Source organism: Streptomyces sp. NPDC059010 (assembly GCF_042740355.1).
GTDB lineage: Bacteria > Actinomycetota > Actinomycetes > Streptomycetales > Streptomycetaceae > Streptomyces.
Genome location: NZ_JBHYJA010000006.1, coordinates 64,093 through 82,574 on the forward strand (window position 1 = coordinate 64,093; position 18,482 = coordinate 82,574).

Below are 18,482 nucleotides of genomic sequence, written 5' to 3' on the forward strand. Positions count from 1 at the left end.
TGCCCCTCCCGGGGGGGCCGGTTGGGGGGGTGGGTAGGGGGCGCCTAATATGGGGGGGGCGGCGGCGGGGGGGGCCCGGCCCGCGACGAGGGCAGCTCTGAGGCGTGCGCGAACTCTTGACGGCATGGTGCGGCCCGCCCTTCATTGTCTGGTCTTGGGTCCAGGCATCTGAACATTCGGACATCCCACGTCCAAAGTGCGCATCACAGACGTTAGTTGGGCTATCGCATTCATCACAAGAACCGTGCACGTGTCACATCACGGATGGAGTACTACTTTCCCTCGGTTGGCCCGCGCCCCGATGGCCGCATGCGCCCCGGCCGCCTCCTCCAGTGCGAACTCCCCGTGCACGGCGGGTCTGACGACCCCCTCCTCGAACAGCCGCCACAGCTCCCGCCGCCACCGCTCGTACAACTCCGGCCGCCCGCGAGCGATCCGCGCCATCTGGAACCCGATGACGGACTTGGCGCCCACGAGGAGGTCGTACGCCTGGATCGTCCCGCCCCCCGAGCTGTACGCCACGAGCCGCCCGCCCGGGGCGAGCGCGCCCAGTGCCGGTCCGAGCAGCTCACCGCCGACCGCGTCGAGGGCGTAGTCGACAGGCTCTCCCCAGCCGTCCTCCCCGTACACCACCACGCCGTCGGCGCCGAGGGAGCGCACGAAGTCCGCCTTGGCCGGATCGGACACGGCCCCCACGACCCGCCGGGCACCCCGCACCCGCGCGAGCTGCACGGCGAGATGCCCGACCCCGCTGGCCGCGGCGGTGACCAGCGCCGCCTCCCCGCGCTCGGGCCGGGCGGCCTCCAGCGCGCCGAGCGCGACCAGACCGCTGCGCACCAGGGCGACCGCGTCGGTGGCGGTGGCGCTGTCGGGCACCGCAGAGGCCATGGCCTCCTGCAGAAGCGCGTAGTCGGCGTACCCGTGCCCGAAGCACAGGCCGGTCACGCGGTCACCGGCCCGGAAGCGGGCGACCGCGGCGCCCACGGCCACGACCTGCCCCGCGATCTCGCCGCCCAGCGGTATGGGCTCGGCGGCCTCGGTGACCTTGCGGACGACGGGCAGCGTGACGCCGATCGCCTCACAGCGGACGAGGAGCTCGCCGGGGCCCGGTTCGGGGACGGGGGTCTCCTCCAGGAACAGGGGGCCGCCGGGGGAGTCGTAGCGGACGCGGCGCATCGCACCTCCAGAAGTCATTGGGAATACCAACGGTTTCGACGAAGCCCGACGCTATAGGTCGATCGTTGGGAAGTCCAATGAGTTCTGGGTAGAGTGCCTCCATGTCCGAAGCCCCGCTCCCCGCGATCCGTTCCCTCCCCAGCTGGCTGCTCGGCCGTGCGGCGGCCCGCGGCCGGGCGCTGGTGGCCGAGGCGCTGGCCGCGGAGGGCCTGAAGATGTGGCACCACGTCGTCCTCTCCGCCGTCCGCGACCTCGCCCCCGTAGCCCAGGCGGACCTCGGCCGCGGGGTGCGGCTCGACCCCAAGGACCTGGTCGGGATCCTGAACGACCTGCAGTCCGCCGGCCTCGTCGTCCGCGCGCCGGATCCGAACGACCGCCGTAAGAACGCGGTGTCCCTCACCGACGAGGGGGCACGTCTGCTCAAGCGCTGCGAGAAGGCGGCGCGCGAGGCCAACGACGCGCTCCTCGCACCGCTCACCGCGGCCGAACGCGACCGGTTCATCGACCTGTTGATCCGGATTTCCGGTACGCAGAGCTGACGGCGGATAACGTTCCGTCATGACCGCACCTCTCGCGCTCGACAACGCCCGCACCGCCCTGCTGCTCGTCGACCTGATGGACCGCATCGTCGCGCTGCCCCTGGAACCCCGTAAGGGAATCGAAGTCCTCGCCACCTGCGAGGAGTTGGCAGCCTCCTTCCGCAGCGCCGGAGCGCCCGTCGTGCTCATCCGCGTCGAGCGCCCCGGCGTCGCCGAACAGCCGCCCGGCAGCGCCCTCGCGGCTGGACTGCTCAAGGACGGCGACATCGAGATCGTGAAGCGGACCATCGGCGGCTTCCAGGGCACCGGCCTCGACGACCGCCTCCGCGAACGCGGCGTCACCACCCTGCTGTTCGGCGGCATCGCCACCAACCTGGGCGTCGAGTCCACGGCCCGCGCCGCCGGCGACCTGGGCTACGAGCTGGTCTTCGTGGAGGACGCGATGACGGCGTTCACGGCAGCGGAGCACGACGCGTCGGTGCGCCTGGACTTCCCGAGGCTGGGGTCGGTGGTGCGGGCGGCGCAGGTGCGCTTCACCGGCGGCTGAGCCACAAGAAACAGCGGGGCCCCAGTACGGCGCAGGGGGCGCTCCCCGCCGGTTTCGGGGCCCCGCCGCCGTGTCGCGGGGAGCCGGTCAGGCCTGGGCGGCCGCGGTCCGCAGGGCGAGCCGGTGTTCGCCCGCGTACACGTTCATGGAGCTGCCCCGCAGGAAGCCCACCAGCGTCAGCCCGGTCTCCGCGGCCAGGTCCACCGCCAGCGAGGACGGCGCGGAGACCGCCGCGAGCACCGGGATCCCCGCCATCACCGCCTTCTGCGCCAGCTCGAAACTGGCCCGCCCCGAGACCAGCAGGATCGTCCGGGACAGCGGCAGGGTGCCGTGCTGCAGGGCGCGGCCGACCAGTTTGTCGACCGCGTTGTGCCGGCCCACGTCCTCCCGTATGTCCAGCAGTTCGCCGTCCTCGGTGAACAGGGCCGCCGCGTGCAGGCCCCCGGTCCGGTCGAAGACCCGCTGGGCCGCGCGGAGCCGGTCGGGGAGGTCCGCGAGCAGTTCGGGGTCGATCCGGACCGGGGGAGTGTCGGCGATCGGCCAGCGGGCCGTCGTACGGACGGCGTCCAGGGACGCCTTGCCGCACAGCCCGCAGGACGACGTCGTGTACACGTTCCGTTCGAGGGTGATGTCGGGGATGACCACGCCCGGCGCGGTCCGCACATCCACCACGTTGTACGTGTTGGAGCCGTCCACCGTGGCGCCCGCGCAGTACACGATGTTCTGCAGGTCGGACCCCTCGGCGAGCACGCCCTCGCTCACCAGGAACCCGGCGGCCAGTGCGAAGTCGTCACCGGGCGTGCGCATCGTGATCGCGAGCGGCTTGCCGTTGAGGCGGATCTCCAGCGGTTCCTCGGCGACGAGGGTGTCCGGCCGGGTGGAGACGGCGCCGTCCCGGATCCGGATCACCTTGCGTCGTTCCGTGACTCGTCCCATGTCGTGTCTCAGTCCCGGTTCTGTACGTGCTGGTAGCCGAAACGGCCCTTGATGCAGAGGTTGCCGTGGGTCACCGGGTTGTCGTGCGGTGACGTGACCTTCACGATCTCATTGTCCTGCACGTGGAGCGTGAGGTTGCAGCCCACACCGCAGTACGCGCACACCGTGGTCGTCTCGGTCTGCTCGGACTCGTCCCACGTACCCGCCGCCCGCATGTCGAACTCGGACTTGAAGGACAGGGCCCCCGTCGGACACACCTCGATGCAGTTCCCGCAGTACACGCACGCCGAATCGGTGAGCGGAGCGTCGTGCTCCACCGCGATCCGCGCGTCGAATCCGCGCCCGGCGACGGAGATCGCGAAGCTGTTCTGCCACTGGTCCCCACACGCGTCCACGCACTTGTAACAGAGGATGCACTTGTCGTAGTCCCGCACGTACAGCTCGTTGTCGACCTTCGGCTCCTCGTCGAGCCGCGCCGCGTCCGGCCCGAAGCGGTCCGGTTTCGCCTCGTACTCCTTGATCCACTCGGCGACCTTCGGGGTCGTCGACAAGTCGACCGAGGACGCGAGCAGCTCCAGGACGATCTTCCGGCTGTGCCGCGCCCGCTCGGTGTCCGTCCTCACCTCCATGCCCGGCTCGGCCTTCCGCGAGCAGGCGGGGACCAGGGTCCTGGACCCCTCGACCTCCACGACGCACACCCGGCAGGCGTTCTTGGGCCTCAGTGTGTCCCCTTCGCACAGGGTCGGGATGTCCTTCCCGGCCGCGCGGCAGGCGTCGAGGATCGTGGCGCCCTCCGTCGTGCGCACGGGCTCCCCGTCGATGGTGAACTCCAGCAGCCGGCGCGGGATCCCCAGCGGTACCACGGTCATTCGTACGCCCCCAGACGGTCGATGGCGGATTCCACGGCGTTCCACGCGGTCTGTCCCAGACCGCAGATCGAGGCGTCCCGCATGGCGCGGCCGACCTCCCTGAGCAGGGCGATGTCATCGGCGGCCGCCACACCCGTGCGCTCGACGATGCGGTGCAGCGCCTCCTCCTGCCGGACCGTCCCGACCCGGCACGGCACGCACTGCCCGCACGACTCGTCCCGGAAGAACTCGGCGATCCGCAGCAGCAGCCGGGGCAGCGGGACGGTGTCGTCGAAGGCCATGACGACGCCCGAGCCGAGCGTCGTGCCCGCCTCCCGGGTGCCCTCGAAGGTGAGCGGGACGTCCATCTCGTCCGGGCGTACGAAGCCGCCCGCGGCCCCGCCGAGGAGCACCGCCCGCAGTCCCTCCCGGACCCCGGCCAGCTCCAGCAGCTCACCCAGCGTCGCGCCGAACGGCAGCTCGTAGATGCCGGGCCGCTCCACACTCCCGGACACGCAGAACAGCTTCGGTCCGGTGGACCTCTCCGTGCCGATCGCGGCGTACGCCGGGGCGCCCATGGTCAGGATCGGCAGCACATTGACCAGCGTCTCCACGTTGTTCTCCACCGTCGGCTTGCCGAACAGCCCCTTCTCCACGGGGAACGGCGGTTTCGAGCGCGGCTCGCCCCGGTAGCCCTCGATGGAGTTGAACAGAGCCGTCTCCTCACCGCAGATGTAGGCCCCCGCACCCCGCCGGATCTCGATGTCGAAGGCGTACCCCTGCCCGAGGATGTCGTCCCCGAGCAGCCCACGCGCGCGTGCCTGCGCGACGGCGTGCTCCAGGCGCCCCAGCGCCCGCGGGTACTCGCCGCGCAGATACAGGTAGCCCTTGTGCGCGCCCGTCGCATACGCCGCGATCGTCATCGACTCGACCAGGGCGTACGGGTCGCCCTCCATGATCACGCGGTCCTTGAAGGTGCCCGGCTCGGATTCGTCGGCGTTGCAGACGACGTAGTGCGGATGGTCGGGCTGGGACGCCGTGGCCTGCCATTTGCGGCCGGTGGGGAAGGCGGCGCCGCCACGCCCGACCAGGCCGGAGTCGGTGACCTCGCGGATGACTCCGGCGGGACCGAGCTCGAAGGCCCGGCGCAGTGCGGTGTAGCCGCCGTGGGCGCGGTAGTCGTCCAGCGAGGACGGGTCGACGACTCCCACGCGCCGCAGCAGGACCAGCTCGTCGCCCCCCGCCTGCGGTACCGCCATCGCCGCCGCCGGCTCCTCCGGTGCCGAGTCCGGCGCGCTCGCGGCGAGGACCGCGTCGTGCACGGTCGCCGGCGCCGACACCGCCGTACGCACCGGATCCCCGGCCTTGATCGCGAGCGCAGCCGGAGCCCGCTCGCACAGCCCCAGACACGGACTGCGCTCCACGCCCACCCCGCTGCCGGGGCCGAGCCGCGCCTCGATCCCGGCGCACAGTTCACTCGCCCCGGCGGCCGCGCACGCGAGGTCCGTGCACACGTGGAGCACGGTCGCGGGGCGGGGCTTGAGCGAGAACATGGCGTAGAAGGTGGCGACGCCGTACGCCTCCGACGGCGGCACCGTCAGCCGGCGGCACAGATAGTCGAGGGCGCCCTCGCTGATCCAGCCGATCCGGTCGTTGATGGCGTGCAGCCCCGGCAACAGCAGATCGCGGCGGTCCCGGGCCTCGCGTCCGCCCCGGGCCCACCTGAGGTCCACGGCCCGCATCTCATCGCGGTCGGCGCCCTCCCAGGACGACTCGGGCGGGCCGAGCAGGGCGTCGACGGCCGCCCGTTCGTCGTCCGTCGGTTTGCTGTCGCCGAAGTGCAGGTCCACTTACGTCACCTCACGATGGTCGCGACGGGGAGCTTCTCGATCCGGATCGCCGACGCCTTGAACTCCGCCGTCCCCGCGATCGGGCAGTTCGCCTCGATGGTCAGCTGGTTGGTGTCCACCTCGTCCGGAAAGTGCATGGTCATGAACGCGAGCCCCGGCCGCAGCGCGGTGTCGACCCACACCGGCGCGACGACCGAGCCGCGCCGCGAGGTCACCTGCACCTCCTCGCCGACGACGACCCCGTACCGCTCGGCGTCCTCCGGGCACAGCTCGACGTACTCGCCGCGCCGCAGCGGGGAGGCGAAACTCCCGCTCTGCACCCCGGTGTTGTAGGAGTCGAGCCGCCGTCCGGTGGTGAGCCGGATCGGGTACTCCTCGTCGGTGAGGTCGACCGGCGGATCGTGCTGGACGATCCCGAACGGCGCCGGCATCCCGCGCATCGCCGGGTCCTTCTCCCACAACCGGCCGTGCAGATACGTCGGTTCGAGCCGCGCGGTGCTCGGGCACGGCCACTGGATGCCCTGGTGCTCCTCCAGGCGCTCGTACGTCATCCCGTAGTGGTCCGGGGAGACCGAGCGCAGTTCGTTCCACACCGCCTCGGAATCCGCGTACTTCCACTCATGGCCGAGCCGCGCCGCCATCTCGCAGATGATGTCGATGTCCTCGCGCGCCTCGCCGGGCGGAGTGACGGCACGGCGCACCCGCTGCACCCGTCGCTCGCTGTTGGTGGTGGTGCCCTCGGTCTCGGCCCACCCGGCGGTCGCGGGGAGGACGACGTCCGCCAGCTCGGCCGTCTTCGTCAGGAAGATGTCCTGGACGACGAGGAAGTCCAGCTGCCGCATCCGCCGTACGGCCTGCTCGCTGTCCGCCTCCGACTGCGCGGGGTTCTCGCCGATGCAGTAGACGGCCTTGAGCGTGCCCTCCTCCATCGCCTCGAACATCTCGGTGAGGTTGAGGCCGTAGTGGGGCTGGATCACGGTGTCCCAGGCCGACTCGAACTTCAGCCGGGTGTCGGGGTCGAGGATGTCCTGGAAGCCCGGAAGGCGGTTGGGGATCGCCCCCATGTCGCCGCCGCCCTGGACGTTGTTCTGGCCGCGCAGGGGCTGAAGTCCGCTGCCGAAGCGGCCGACATGACCCGTCAGCAGCGACAGATTGATCAGCGCGCGGACGTTGTCGGTGCCGTTGTGGTGCTCGGTGATGCCGAGGGTCCAGCACAGCTGGGCGCGCTCGGCACGGGCGTAGGCGTGCGCCAACTCCCTTATGGCGGCGGCCGGTACGCCCGTCACCTTCTCGGCCAGCGACAGCGTCCAGGGCTCGACGAGTGCCTTGTACTCCTCGAAGCCGCTGGTCGCCCGCTCGATGAACGCCTCGTTCGCCAGGCCCGCGTGGATGATCTCGCGGCCGATCGCGTGCGCCATCGGGATGTCGGTGCCGACGTTCAGCCCCATCCAGCTCTCCGCCCACTCGGCGGTGGAGGTGCGGCGCGGGTCGACGGCGTACATCCGGGCGCCGTTCCTGATGCCCTTGAGCACGTGCTGGAAGAAGATCGGGTGCGCGAAGCGGGCGTTGGAGCCCCACATCACGATGACGTCGGTGTGCTCCATCTCCTCGTACGAGGAGGTGCCGCCGCCCGATCCGAAGGCCGCCGACAGGCCTGCCACGCTGGGCGCGTGGCAGGTGCGGTTGCAGGAGTCGACGTTGTTGGTGCCCATCACGACCCGGGCGAACTTCTGCGCCACGTAGTTCATCTCGTTGGTGGCGCGGGCACAGCTGAACATGCCGAAAGCGCCGCGGTTGCGTGCGATGCCCCGGGCCGCCCGGTCCAGTGCCTCCTCCCAGCTCGCCGGCCGGAAGGGCTCGTCGCGGGAGTCGCGGACGAGCGGGTGGGTCAGCCGGGTGTAGGTCTTCGGTTGCCGCTTCCTCATACGACACTCCTCATACGACGCTCCTGATACGACGCGCGCTCCTCATGCGGCGCTCCTCAGCGCGAGCAGGTCCGAGATGGCGTGCACGGTGCGCAGGGTGGGCACCTGGACGCCGGTGATCTCCGCCAACTCGACGACCGCCGCGAGGAGTACGTCGAGTTCGAGCGGCTTGCCGCGCTCCAGGTCCTGGAGCGTGGAGGTGCGGTGGTCGCCCACCCGCTCGGCGCCCGCGAGCCGGCGCTCGATGGAGACGCCGACCTCGCAGCCGAGGGCCTCGGCGACCGCGAGCGTCTCGGTCATCATGATCTCGATGACCTGGCGGGTGCCGCCGTGCAGGCACATCTGCCGCATGGTGGCGCGGGCCAGCGCGCTGATCGGGTTGAAGGAGATGTTGCCGAGCAGTTTGAGCCAGATGTCGTTGCGCAGGTCGGGTTCGACCGGGCACTTGAGGCCGCCGGCGACCATGGCCTCGCTGAGGTCCAGACAGCGCCTGGAGACGCTGCGGTCGGGCTCCCCGATGGAGAACCGGGTGCCTTCCAAGTGCCGTACGACACCGGGGCCTTCGAGTTCGGTGGCGGCGTAGACCACGCAGCCGACGGCCCGTTCGGGCGCGATCACCGCACTGACCGCGCCGTCCGGGTCCACACTCTCGACACGGTGGCCGTCGTGCGGGCCGCCGTGCCGGTGGAAGTACCACCAGGGGATGCCGTTCTGGGCGGCCACGACCGCCGTGCCGTCGTGCAGAAGGGGCTCGATCAGCGGCCCGCACGCCGCGTACGAGTTGGCCTTCAGCCCCAGAAAGACATAGTCGACCGGACCGATCTCGGCCGGGTCGTCGGTGGCGTGGGCGCGGGCGGTGAAGTCGCCGCGCGTACTGAGCACCCGCACTCCGTGCTGCCTCATGGCCGCGAGGTGCGGTCCACGGGCGATCAGGTGCACGTCGGCGCCGGCGCGATGCAGCGCGGCTCCGACGTAGGCGCCGATGGCACCGGCGCCGAGGACTGCAACTTTCACTTCGGAACGCTCCGTTCGGTCGAGGGAGTACCGCGGAGGTGGCTGGGAAGTAGTGCCCGTTCTGGTCGAATGTCGTCGACTGAATATTGTCTACAGTATGGATAGGGGGTCAGCAAGGGTTCGCGCACGGCGTTCGAGAAGGCTTAGGCAAGGCTTCGGGCAGACAGTCTTTCCGGACAGTGTTCGACCGTTCGGCGCGTCCCGCATACCGCTCACCGAATACGGTCGACGCGCCGCCTTCTCAACTGCCGTGCCGCTCCCTACCGTTCCGGATCATGAGTCCACCGGTCGCACCCCCGGGATGGAGCCGCTGGCTGGTTCCGCCCGCCGCTCTCTCCGTTCATCTGTCCATCGGCCAGGCCTACGCCTGGAGCGTGTTCAAGCCGCCGCTCGAATCCGCCCTCGGCCTCAGCGGCACGCAGAGCGCCCTGCCGTTCCAGCTCGGCATCGTGATGCTCGGTCTGTCGGCCGCGTTCGGCGGCACGCTGGTGGAGCGCAACGGGCCGCGCTGGGCGATGACGGTCGCCCTGGTCTGCTTCTCGTCCGGGTTCCTGCTCTCCGCACTGGGCGCGGCCGTCGAGCAGTACTGGCTGATCGTCCTCGGCTACGGCTTCGTCGGCGGAATCGGCCTCGGCATCGGCTACATCTCGCCGGTCTCCACACTGATCAAGTGGTTCCCCGACCGGCCCGGCATGGCCACCGGCATCGCCATCATGGGCTTCGGCGGCGGCGCGCTCATCGCCTCGCCCTGGTCGGCGCAGATGTTGGAGTCGTTCGGCAGCGACAGCTCCGGGATCGCGCTGGCGTTCCTGGTGCACGGGCTGTCGTACGCCGTCTTCATGCTGCTCGGTGTGCTGCTGGTCCGCGTGCCGCGCACCGAGAAACCGGTCGGTGACGGGCCCGGCGCCTTCGACGGGCCGCAGGTGTCCGCCCGTAACGCCGTGCGCACCCCGCAGTTCTGGTGTCTGTGGGTCGTGCTCTGCATGAACGTGACCGCCGGCATCGGCATCCTGGAGAAGGCCGCGCCGATGATCACGGACTTCTTCGCGAACACCTCGACAACGGTGTCGGCGTCGGCCGCGGCCGGCTTCGTCGCCCTGCTGTCCGCCGCCAACATGGCGGGTCGGATCGGCTGGTCGTCGACCTCCGACCTGATCGGGCGCAAGAACATCTACCGCGTGTACCTGGGCGTGGGCGCGCTGATGTACGGCCTGATCGCACTGGCCGGCGACTCCTCGAAGCCGCTGTTCATCCTGTGCGCACTGGTGATCCTGTCCTTCTACGGCGGCGGCTTCGCCACGATCCCCGCTTATCTGAAGGACCTCTTCGGGACCTACCAGGTGGGCGCCATCCACGGCCGGCTGCTCACCGCCTGGTCCACGGCCGGTGTCCTCGGGCCGCTGATCGTGAACTGGATCGCCGACCGGCAGGAGGAGGCGGGCAAGGACGGCTCGTCCCTGTACACGATGTCCCTGTTCATCATGATCGGGCTGCTCGCCGTCGGCTTCGTCGCCAACGAACTCGTCCGGCCCGTCCACCCGCGCCATCACGTCCCCGCCCCGGCGCAGCAGGAGAAGGAGGCCGCGGATGTCCAGCGACAGCAGTAGCCCGCCGCCCGACCGCCGGGGGCTGATCGCCTTCGCCTGGGTGTGGGTGGGGGTGCCGCTCGCGTACGGGCTCTACGAACTCGTACAAAAGGCGACGCAGCTCTTCACCGGGTAGGCGTTCGGGAATTGTTCGGGCGTCCGAGGGTCTGATGGAAGCTGACAACGCGGGCGCCCGTTTCCTGTGGCATCACGTGCCGTCGTACCCGTGAGTCACTGATCAGACTGGTGAATCCCGCTACCCGAGGCCCGAGGGGATCACCAACGATGAACGGCTCGCGCATCGCCGCAGTCGGCCACTATCAGCCCGCCAAGGTACTCACCAACGAGGAACTGGCGGGCATGGTCGACACCAGTGACGAGTGGATCAGGAGCCGGGTGGGCATCCGTACCCGCCACATTGCCGGGCCCGACGAGCCGGTCGACGAACTGGCCGCCCACGCCGCCGCCAAGGCGCTCGCCGCGGCGGGCCTGGTGCCCGGCGACATCGACCTGGTCCTGGTCGCCACGTCCACCGCCATCGACCGCTCCCCGAACATGGCCGCCCGCGTCGCCGCCCGGCTCGGCATCCCCTCGCCCGCCGCGATGGACGTCAACGTCGTCTGCGCCGGTTTCACCCATGCCCTCGCCACCGCCGACCACGCCGTGCGCGCGGGCGCCGCGGCCCGGGCGCTGGTGATCGGCGCCGACAAGATGTCCGACGTGACCGACTGGGGCGACCGCTCGACCTGTGTGCTGGTCGGCGACGGAGCGGGCGCGGCCGTCGTGGAGGCGTCCGCGGAGGCCGGCGTCGGGCCGGTGCTGTGGGGTTCGGTGCCCGAGATGGGGCACGCGGTGCGCATCGAGGGTCAGCCCGCGCGGTTCGCGCAGGAGGGGCAGAGCGTCTATCGCTGGGCCACCACCCAGCTGCCGGACATCGCCCGCAGGGCCTGCGAGCGGGCGGGCCTCGCGCCCGAGGACCTCGCCGGGGTCGTGCTGCACCAGGCCAATCTGCGCATCATCGAGCCCCTCGCCGAGAAGCTCGGCGCGGTCAACGCCGTGGTCGCCCGCGATGTCTCCGAGTCCGGGAACACCTCGGCGGCGAGCATCCCGCTGGCGTTCTCCAAGCTCGTGGAGCAGGGGAGGATCTCGGGCGGGGACCCGGTGCTGCTCTTCGGGTTCGGCGGGAACCTGTCGTACGCCGGGCAGGTCGTGCGCTGTCCCTGACGCCGCCGTGGTGTGGGGCGACGCCGCGGTGTGATGTGGCCAACTCCCCGGTCCCCTGGTCTTTGTGCGCCGTAGACTGTAGACGAAAGACAATTGATACTGGCTTTCCGTGACGGTCGGCTACGGGACGCAGTCGCCCGGTGATCGCCCAGGAGGGGACCGATGTTGTCGACAGGACTGCCGCAGGGTGCGGTGCCCAAGCTCGAACGGCCCGGCCCGCTGCGCGACCGCGTCTACGAGGCGCTGCTGGAACTCATCACCACCCGCGCCCTCCAGCCCGGCCAGCATCTGGTCGAGAGCGAACTGGCAGGTCATCTCGGCGTGTCGCGCCAGCCGGTGCGCGAGGCGCTGCAGCGGCTGAACACCGAGGGCTGGGTCGATCTGCGGCCCGCGCAGGGCGCGTTCGTGCATGAGCCGACGGAGGAGGAGGCCGACCAGCTCCTCACCGTCCGCACCCTCCTGGAGGCCGAGGCCGCCCGGCTCGCCGCCGCCCACGCCGACAGCGCCGGCATCAAGGCCCTGGAAGAGCTGTGCGCGCAGGGCGAGAAGGCCGTCGCCGCCGACGAGGTGGACGCGGCCGTTGCCCTCAACGCCCGTTTCCACGCGAAGATCATGGAGCTCGCGGGCAACGCGGTCCTCGCCGAGCTGGCGGCGCAGGTCGACCGCCGCGTCCGCTGGTACTACACGCCGGTCGCCCGTCAGCGCGGGCAGCAGTCCTGGACCGAGCACCGCGGCATGATCGCCGCGATCACCGAGCGGGACGAACAGCAGGCCACCCAGCTGATGCGAGAGCACACCGAACACACGCGCCGCTCGTACCACGCCCGACAGGACTCATAGCGCCGGGCGGTCCTCTCAGAACGCGTCGGCGTGCGTCCGGGCCCACTGCTCGAACGTGCGCGGCGCCTGGCCCGTTATGTCCTGCACGGTCGGCAGTACCTCCGACTCGTCCAGGATCCCGTCCACGAAGAAGCGGAAGAACGCGTCGACGTACGGTGCCGGGAGCTGGGCGACCATCTCCGTGCGCGCCTCCTCGTCCGTGAGGCCGACGGCGTGCAGGTCGCGGCCGAGTACCTCGCCGAGGATCCGGACGCGGTCGGCGGGCAGCAGGGGCTCGGGCCCGGTCACCGTGTGGACGCGGCCCTCGTGCCCGGCGGAGCGGAGCGCGTGTGCCGTCACCTGGGCGATGTCGTACGGATCGACGTCCGCCGTGCGCACTCCGGGGAACGGCACACGCACCTCGTCGCCCTTGCGGATCCGGTCCGCCAGAGCCAGCGCGTTGGACATGAAGCTCACCGGCCGCACGAAGGTCCACGACAGCCCGGACGCCCGCACCTCCGACTCGGCCGCCCGCAGATAGCGCGTCACCGCGTTGTCGTCGTCGATCTCGGCCGACTTCCCGGACAGCAGCACGACATGCTCCACGCCCGCCGCCCGCGCGTCGGCCAGGATCCGGCGCTGCCCCTCGTAGCCGGGCATCAGGAACAGCGACCGTACGCCGTCCAGCGCGTCCCGCACGGTCTCGGGCCGGTTGAGATCGCCGGCCACGGCCTCCGCCCCGGCCGGTAACCCCTCCGCCCTGCCGGACCGGCTCATCGCACGCACCGGCTCCTCGGCCTCCGCCAGCACGCGCACAAGCTCGGCACCCACGTTCCCCGTGGCACCCGTCACCAGAATCACGTGATTCCCCCTCACCCCGGTCCGGACGGTCCGGTCCGCCGCCCATCCTGCGGGGCCGGAGCCCGCCGCACCAGGCGCGGTCCGGCTTTGTCCTGTGAGTGGAGAAAGTTGACGGCAATCTATGCGCAACTTCTTCCCAGTCCCGGCGGCCACTGCTACGTTCCCCTCGAAAGCAGGCCACCGAGGTGGCCGAAACCCGGCGCGCACAGGCCGATTGAGGCGGGGAGGGGTTCGTGAGACGTATGACGGCTCGACCCGCGAACGCCCATCAGGCCCGGCTGCTCAAGCTGTTGCGTGACGGAGGACCCAACTCCCGGGCCCAGCTGGGCGATCAGATCGACCTTTCACGGTCCAAGCTGGCCGTGGAGGTGGACCGGCTGCTGGAGACGGGCCTGGTCGTGGCCGACGGACTCGCCGCCTCGCGCGGTGGCCGCCGCTCCCACAACGTCCGGCTCAACCCCGGGCTGCGCTTCCTCGGCGTCGACATCGGCGCGACCTCGGTCGACGTCGCCGTCACCAACGCCGAACTGGAGATCCTCGGCCATCTCAACCAGCCCATGGACGTCCGCGAGGGACCGGTCGCGGTCTTCGAGCAAGTCCTGTCCATGGCCGCGAAGTTGAGGGCCTCGGGGCTCGCGGAGGGGTACGACGGCGCCGGTATCGGCGTCCCGGGCCCGGTCCGCTTCCCCGAGGGTGTCCCGGTGGCTCCGCCGATCATGCCGGGCTGGGACGGCTTCCCCGTGCGGGAGGCGCTCAGCCAGGAACTCGGCTGCCCGGTCATGGTCGACAACGACGTGAACCTCATGGCGATGGGGGAGCAGCACGCGGGCGTCGCACGCTCCGTGGGCGACTTCCTCTGCGTCAAGATCGGCACCGGCATCGGCTGCGGCATCGTCGCGGGCGGTGACGTCCACCGCGGTGTCACCGGCAGCGCGGGCGACATCGGGCACATCCAGGCCGTGCCCGACGGCCGCCCCTGCGCCTGCGGCAACCGGGGCTGCCTTGAGGCGCACTTCAGCGGGGCGGCCCTCGCCCGGGACGCCGTGGAGGCGGCCCAGCAGGGACTGTCGGAGGAACTCGCCTCGCGGCTTGAGGCGAACGGCACCCTCACCGCCGTCGACGTGGCAGCCGCGGCCGCCGCGGGCGACGCCACCGCCCTCGACCTGATCCGTGAGGGCGGCAACCGGGTCGGCCAGGTCATCGCCGGACTCGTCAGCTTCTTCAACCCCGGCCTGGTGGTGATCGGCGGCGGGGTGACCGGCCTCGGCCACAACCTGCTCGCCGCGATCCGCACCCAGGTCTACCGCCAGTCGTTGCCCCTGGCGACCGGCAACCTCCCCATCGTCCTGGGCGAGTTGGGCCCCACCGCCGGAGTCATCGGCGCGGCCCGGCTCATCAGCGACCACCTGTTCTCACCCGCGTAAGCCACTCACCCCGTTCACTCCGTACGGCTCACCAGCACCGTGCAGCACCGCACTTCACGGCACCTCACCTCGCACAGCGCTCTGCTCCGCCCTGCCCTGCCTCGCCCTGCTCTGCCCCGCCCTGAAACCGGCCCGCACGCCCGCCAAGGGGACCTCATGGCACCAGAACCACCGCTGCTCAGCATGTCCGGCATCACCAAGTCGTTCCCCGGAGTCCGCGCCCTCGACGGCGTCGACCTCGACGTCCAGGCCGGTGAAGTGCACTGCCTGCTCGGCCAGAACGGCGCCGGCAAGTCCACCCTCATCAAGGTCCTGGCCGGCGCCCACCAGCCCGACACCGGCACCATCCACTGGCGCGGCGAGACGGTCACCCTCCGCTCTCCGATCGCCGCCATGCGCCTCGGCATCGCCACCATCTACCAGGAACTCGACCTGGTGGAGCACCTGTCCGTGGCCGAGAACGTCCACCTCGGCCATGAACCCACCGCCGTCGGCTTCGTCGTACGCGGAAAGGCCGCTCGGGCCTCAACAGCCCAGCTGCTCAAGCGACTTGGGCATCCCGAGATCGATCCGGCGCGTCTGGTGGGGGAGTTGTCGGCGGCGCAGCAGCAGATCGTGTCGATGGCGCGGGCGCTCTCCCACGACGTACGGCTCATCGTGATGGACGAGCCGTCCGCAGCCCTCGACCCGGACGAGGTCGACAACCTCTTCCGCATCGTCGGCGACCTCACCGCCGCCGGAGTCGCCGTCGTCTACATCTCGCACCGGCTGGAGGAGATCCGCCGGATCGGCGACCGGGTGACCGTGCTGAAGGACGGGCGGGCCGTGGCGGGCGGGCTCCCGGCGAAGTCGACGCCGACGCGTGACGTCGTGGCGCTGATGACGGGACGCAATGTCGAGTACGTCTTCCCCGAGCGGCCCACGGAGGACGCGGCCGGCGGCAAGCCGCTGCTGGAGGTCCGCGCACTCGCCCGGGACGGCGAGTTCGAGTCCCTGGACCTGACTGTGCGGCCCGGGGAGATCGTCGGGCTCGCCGGACTCGTGGGCTCGGGACGCTCCGAGATCCTGGAGACCGTGTACGGCGCCCGGAAGCCGACGTCCGGTCAGGTGCTGGTCGACGGACGGCCGCTGAAGCCCGGCAGCGTCCGCGCCGCCGTCCGCGCCGGTCTCGGGCTCGCCCCCGAGGAACGCAAGGCGCAGGCCCTGCTGATGCTGGAGTCCGTCACCCGCAATGTGTCGGTGTCGTCCATGTCCCGCTTCTCGCGCGGCGGCTGGATCGACCGCGCCGCCGAACTGCGGGCGGCGCGGGCCGCGACGCGCGAGCTGTCCCTGCGGCCGGACAACCCGTCGGTGCCCGTGCGCACCCTGTCCGGCGGCAACCAGCAAAAGGCCGTCCTGGCCCGCTGGCTGCTGCGCGGCTGCCGCGTCCTGCTGCTCGACGAACCCACCCGCGGCGTCGACGTCGGCGCCCGCGCCGAACTGTATGCGGTCGTGCGCCGACTGGCCGACGAAGGCCTCGCCGTGCTGCTGGTCTCCAGCGAAGTGCCCGAAGTCCTCGGCCTCGCCGACCGTGTGCTGGTCCTGCGCGAGGGCCGTGTCGTACACACGGCTCCCGCGCGCGAACTCGACGAACACCGCGTACTCGACCTCGTCATGGAAGGAAGCCCGGCGTCATGACGCAGCACGCCTCCCCGCCGCGGGACAGCACCGGCAAGGTGCGGTCGGCCGACGGACCGCCCGCCTGGCGCGGCCTGATGGCCCGCGCCGATGTGCGCACGCTCTCCCTGCTCGGCGTCCTCGCCGCGCTGATCGTCATCGGCGGCATCACCAAGCCGGACGAGTTCCTGGACACCCGCAACCTCCAACTCGTCCTCACCCAGGCCTCCGTGATCGGCGTCGTCACCGTCGGCATGACCTTCGTCATCATCTCCGGTGGCATCGACCTGTCCGTCGGCGCGATCGTCGCGCTGGCCTCGGTATGGGCGACGACGGTGGCGACCCAGGAGTACGGCTTCGCCGGCATCCTCTTCACCGCGGTGATCGTCGGTGTGGGATGCGGGCTGGTCAACGGCGTGCTGATCGCGTACGGCGCGATGGTGCCGTTCATCGCGACACTCGCCATGCTGGCCTCCGCCCGCGGCCTGGCCCTCCAGATCACCGACGGCAAGACGCAGATCGTCACCATCCCCTCGGTGCTCGACCTCGGTGAGCGCGACGCGTACGTCCTCGGCATTCCGCCGCTGGTCATGGTCTTCGCCGTCGTGACGATCATCGGCTGGCTGGTCCTGAACCGCACCACCTTCGGACGCCGCACGGTCGCCGTCGGCGGCAACGCGGAGGCGGCCCGCCTCGCCGGCATCGACGTCCGCCGCCAGCGGCTCTACCTCTACCTGCTGTCCGGACTGTGCTGCGGCATCGCCGCCTTCCTGCTGATCATCCTGTCCGGCTCCGGCCAGAACACCAACGGCAACCTCTACGAACTCGACGCCATCGCCGCCGCGATCATCGGCGGCACCCTGCTCACCGGGGGCCGCGGCACCATCGTCGGCTCCGTGCTCGGCGTCCTGATCTTCACCACGATCACCAACATCTTCGCCCTGAACAACCTGCAGAGCGACGTCCAGCAGATCGCCAAGGGCGCGATCATCGTCGCCGCCGTGCTGGTCCAGCGCCGCAGCGCGAGCACGACCTGAGGGTCGTACCGCCACCACCGAGCACGACCTGAGGAAAGGGTTCACCGCCATGCCAGAGACCATGGGCCGCTTCGCCAGTCGCAGAGGGCTGCTCTTCGGGACCGCCGCCGTAGGTGCCGGTGCCCTTCTCGCAGGTTGCACGAGTAACGAGTCGAGCGACGAGCCGGCCGCGAACGACCAGCCGGCCGCCGACGACAAGCCCGGCAAGGAGGTCACGATCGGCTTCGCCGGTCCGCAGGCCGACCACGGCTGGCTCAACGCGATCAACGACAACGCCAAGAGCCGGGCGAAGAAGTACTCCGACGTGACCCTGGAGATCACCGAGGGGTCGAACGACACCGCCGCGCAGATCGGCCAGATAGAGACACTGATCAACAAGAAGGTCGACGTGCTGGTGGTGCTGCCCGCCGACGGCAAGGCGCTCACCCAGGTGGGTCTGAAGGCGATGCGCGCGGGCATCCCGGTCATCAACCTCGACCGGATCTTCAACACCCCGCAGGCCTACCGCTGCTGGATCGGCGGCGACAACTACGGCATGGGCCTCAACGCCGGGAACTACATCGGCGAGAAGCTCAAGGGAAAGGCGGACGCCAAGGTCATCGAGCTGGCCGGCCTGGACAACCTGGAGCTGACCAAGCAGCGCACCCAGGGCTTCGACGACGCCCTGAAGAACTACCCCAACATCAAGAAGGTGGCCCGTCAGGCGGCCGAGTTCACGGTCGAGTCCGGGCAGGCCAAGATGGCCCAACTGCTGCAGGCGCAGTCGAAGTTCGACGCCCTCTGGAACCACGACGACGACCAGGGCGTCGGCGCCCTGCGCGCCATAGAGCAGGCCGGGCGCGACGACTTCCTGATGGTCGGCGGCGCGGGCGCGCTGTCCGCCTTCCAGGCCATCAAGCAGGACGACGGCGTCCTCAAGGCCACCGTCCTGTATCCGCCGACCATGGCCGCGTCCGCCATCGACCTGGCCCGCGCGCGGGGGCAGGGCGATGGCGTCGGGGGCATGGCCGAGTTCGAGATACCCGCCACGGACACCCACA

General features: G+C 70.7%; 17 protein-coding genes. 10 read left to right on the forward strand and 7 right to left on the reverse strand.

The window, feature by feature from the left end:
- Nucleotides 1-258: 258 nt before the first annotated feature.
- On the reverse strand, nt 259-1,176 hold the full coding sequence (locus tag ACFWYS_RS07865; RefSeq protein WP_384765098.1) for a zinc-binding alcohol dehydrogenase family protein: 918 nt from the start codon (nt 1,174-1,176) through the stop codon (nt 259-261).
- A 101-nt stretch (nt 1,177-1,277) separates the two neighbouring features.
- On the opposite strand from ACFWYS_RS07865, the gene ACFWYS_RS07870 reads away from it, so the two are divergent.
- Together ACFWYS_RS07870 and ACFWYS_RS07875 are read left to right on the forward strand one after the other, a co-directional pair.
- Nucleotides 1,278-1,715, forward strand: a complete 438-nt coding sequence (locus tag ACFWYS_RS07870) for a MarR family winged helix-turn-helix transcriptional regulator (RefSeq protein WP_384764784.1) — start codon at nt 1,278-1,280, stop codon at nt 1,713-1,715.
- 19 nt (nt 1,716-1,734) lie between these two features.
- Nucleotides 1,735-2,262, forward strand: a complete 528-nt coding sequence (locus tag ACFWYS_RS07875; RefSeq protein WP_384764785.1) for an isochorismatase family protein — start codon at nt 1,735-1,737, stop codon at nt 2,260-2,262.
- A gap of 87 nt (nt 2,263-2,349) precedes the next feature.
- Here ACFWYS_RS07875 and fdhD read toward each other — a convergent pair whose 3' ends face one another.
- From fdhD to ACFWYS_RS07900, 5 genes are read right to left on the reverse strand one after another with little or no spacing between them, the layout of a single operon-like run.
- Complete coding sequence (gene fdhD, locus ACFWYS_RS07880; protein WP_384764787.1) at nt 2,350-3,198, reverse strand: formate dehydrogenase accessory sulfurtransferase FdhD; 849 nt, start codon at nt 3,196-3,198, stop codon at nt 2,350-2,352.
- An 8-nt stretch (nt 3,199-3,206) separates the two neighbouring features.
- On the reverse strand, nt 3,207-4,067 hold the full coding sequence (locus tag ACFWYS_RS07885) for a 2Fe-2S iron-sulfur cluster-binding protein (RefSeq protein ID WP_384764789.1): 861 nt from the start codon (nt 4,065-4,067) through the stop codon (nt 3,207-3,209).
- Entirely contained in the window at nt 4,064-5,896 is a 1,833-nt protein-coding gene (locus tag ACFWYS_RS07890) for an NAD(P)H-dependent oxidoreductase subunit E (RefSeq protein ID WP_384764791.1), read from the reverse strand. The genes ACFWYS_RS07885 and ACFWYS_RS07890 overlap by 4 nt, the downstream gene beginning before the upstream one ends.
- Nucleotides 5,897-5,901: 5 nt before the next feature.
- Nucleotides 5,902-7,821, reverse strand: a complete 1,920-nt coding sequence (locus tag ACFWYS_RS07895) for a molybdopterin oxidoreductase family protein (protein ID WP_384764793.1) — start codon at nt 7,819-7,821, stop codon at nt 5,902-5,904.
- Nucleotides 7,822-7,863: 42 nt separating this feature from the next.
- The gene (locus ACFWYS_RS07900; RefSeq protein WP_384764794.1) at nt 7,864-8,835 is read right to left on the reverse strand and encodes a 2-dehydropantoate 2-reductase; all 972 of its coding nucleotides are present in this window, start codon (nt 8,833-8,835) and stop codon (nt 7,864-7,866) included.
- Between the two features lie 275 nt (nt 8,836-9,110).
- On the opposite strand from ACFWYS_RS07900, the gene ACFWYS_RS07905 reads away from it, so the two are divergent.
- The 4 genes from ACFWYS_RS07905 to ACFWYS_RS07920 all read left to right on the forward strand — a co-directional run bounded on the left by ACFWYS_RS07905 (nt 9,111) and on the right by ACFWYS_RS07920 (nt 12,485).
- Entirely contained in the window at nt 9,111-10,442 is a 1,332-nt protein-coding gene (locus ACFWYS_RS07905) for an OFA family MFS transporter (RefSeq protein WP_384764796.1), read from the forward strand.
- Nucleotides 10,423-10,557: a hypothetical protein gene (locus ACFWYS_RS07910; protein WP_271666792.1), complete on the forward strand. Its 135-nt coding sequence runs from the start codon at nt 10,423-10,425 to the stop codon at nt 10,555-10,557. The genes ACFWYS_RS07905 and ACFWYS_RS07910 overlap by 20 nt, the downstream gene beginning before the upstream one ends.
- A 149-nt stretch (nt 10,558-10,706) precedes the next feature.
- Nucleotides 10,707-11,645: a beta-ketoacyl-ACP synthase III gene (locus ACFWYS_RS07915; protein ID WP_384764799.1), complete on the forward strand. Its 939-nt coding sequence runs from the start codon at nt 10,707-10,709 to the stop codon at nt 11,643-11,645.
- 162 nt (nt 11,646-11,807) lie between these two features.
- Nucleotides 11,808-12,485 (forward strand): GntR family transcriptional regulator, encoded by a 678-nt coding sequence (locus ACFWYS_RS07920; protein WP_384764801.1) that lies wholly within the window; start codon nt 11,808-11,810, stop codon nt 12,483-12,485.
- Nucleotides 12,486-12,500: 15 nt separating this feature from the next.
- On the opposite strand, the gene ACFWYS_RS07925 is transcribed toward ACFWYS_RS07920, so the two are convergent.
- Nucleotides 12,501-13,325 carry an NAD(P)H-binding protein gene (locus ACFWYS_RS07925; protein ID WP_384764803.1) on the reverse strand — a complete coding sequence of 275 codons (825 nt, stop codon included), beginning with the start codon at nt 13,323-13,325 and terminating at the stop codon, nt 12,501-12,503.
- 242 nt (nt 13,326-13,567) lie between these two features.
- Between ACFWYS_RS07925 and ACFWYS_RS07930 the strand changes: the two genes are divergently transcribed.
- The 4 genes from ACFWYS_RS07930 to ACFWYS_RS07945 all read left to right on the forward strand — a co-directional run.
- Nucleotides 13,568-14,749: an ROK family protein gene (locus tag ACFWYS_RS07930; protein ID WP_384764805.1), complete on the forward strand. Its 1,182-nt coding sequence runs from the start codon at nt 13,568-13,570 to the stop codon at nt 14,747-14,749.
- A gap of 156 nt (nt 14,750-14,905) precedes the next feature.
- Nucleotides 14,906-16,426 (forward strand): sugar ABC transporter ATP-binding protein, encoded by a 1,521-nt coding sequence (locus ACFWYS_RS07935; RefSeq protein WP_384764807.1) that lies wholly within the window; start codon nt 14,906-14,908, stop codon nt 16,424-16,426.
- Nucleotides 16,423-17,442: an ABC transporter permease gene (locus ACFWYS_RS07940; protein WP_384764809.1), complete on the forward strand. Its 1,020-nt coding sequence runs from the start codon at nt 16,423-16,425 to the stop codon at nt 17,440-17,442. Before ACFWYS_RS07935 ends, ACFWYS_RS07940 begins: the two co-directional genes overlap by 4 nt.
- Before the next feature lie 61 nt (nt 17,443-17,503).
- Nucleotides 17,504-18,482, forward strand: a 979-nt coding sequence (locus ACFWYS_RS07945; protein ID WP_384765100.1) for a substrate-binding domain-containing protein, incomplete at its 3' end; no start/stop codon positions are given.

Coding starts and splice junctions, on each gene's coding strand:
- ACFWYS_RS07865 (WP_384765098.1), bottom strand. CDS start 1,176: ATGCGCCGCGTCCGCTACGACTCCCCCGGCGGCCCCCTGTTCCTGGAG.
- ACFWYS_RS07870 (WP_384764784.1), top strand. CDS start 1,278: ATGTCCGAAGCCCCGCTCCCCGCGATCCGTTCCCTCCCCAGCTGGCTG.
- ACFWYS_RS07875 (WP_384764785.1), top strand. CDS start 1,735: ATGACCGCACCTCTCGCGCTCGACAACGCCCGCACCGCCCTGCTGCTC.
- fdhD (WP_384764787.1), bottom strand. CDS start 3,198: ATGGGACGAGTCACGGAACGACGCAAGGTGATCCGGATCCGGGACGGC.
- ACFWYS_RS07885 (WP_384764789.1), bottom strand. CDS start 4,067: ATGACCGTGGTACCGCTGGGGATCCCGCGCCGGCTGCTGGAGTTCACC.
- ACFWYS_RS07895 (WP_384764793.1), bottom strand. CDS start 7,821: ATGAGGAAGCGGCAACCGAAGACCTACACCCGGCTGACCCACCCGCTC.
- ACFWYS_RS07905 (WP_384764796.1), top strand. CDS start 9,111: ATGAGTCCACCGGTCGCACCCCCGGGATGGAGCCGCTGGCTGGTTCCG.
- ACFWYS_RS07910 (WP_271666792.1), top strand. CDS start 10,423: ATGTCCAGCGACAGCAGTAGCCCGCCGCCCGACCGCCGGGGGCTGATC.
- ACFWYS_RS07915 (WP_384764799.1), top strand. CDS start 10,707: ATGAACGGCTCGCGCATCGCCGCAGTCGGCCACTATCAGCCCGCCAAG.
- ACFWYS_RS07920 (WP_384764801.1), top strand. CDS start 11,808: ATGTTGTCGACAGGACTGCCGCAGGGTGCGGTGCCCAAGCTCGAACGG.
- ACFWYS_RS07930 (WP_384764805.1), top strand. CDS start 13,568: ATGACGGCTCGACCCGCGAACGCCCATCAGGCCCGGCTGCTCAAGCTG.
- ACFWYS_RS07935 (WP_384764807.1), top strand. CDS start 14,906: ATGGCACCAGAACCACCGCTGCTCAGCATGTCCGGCATCACCAAGTCG.
- ACFWYS_RS07940 (WP_384764809.1), top strand. CDS start 16,423: ATGACGCAGCACGCCTCCCCGCCGCGGGACAGCACCGGCAAGGTGCGG.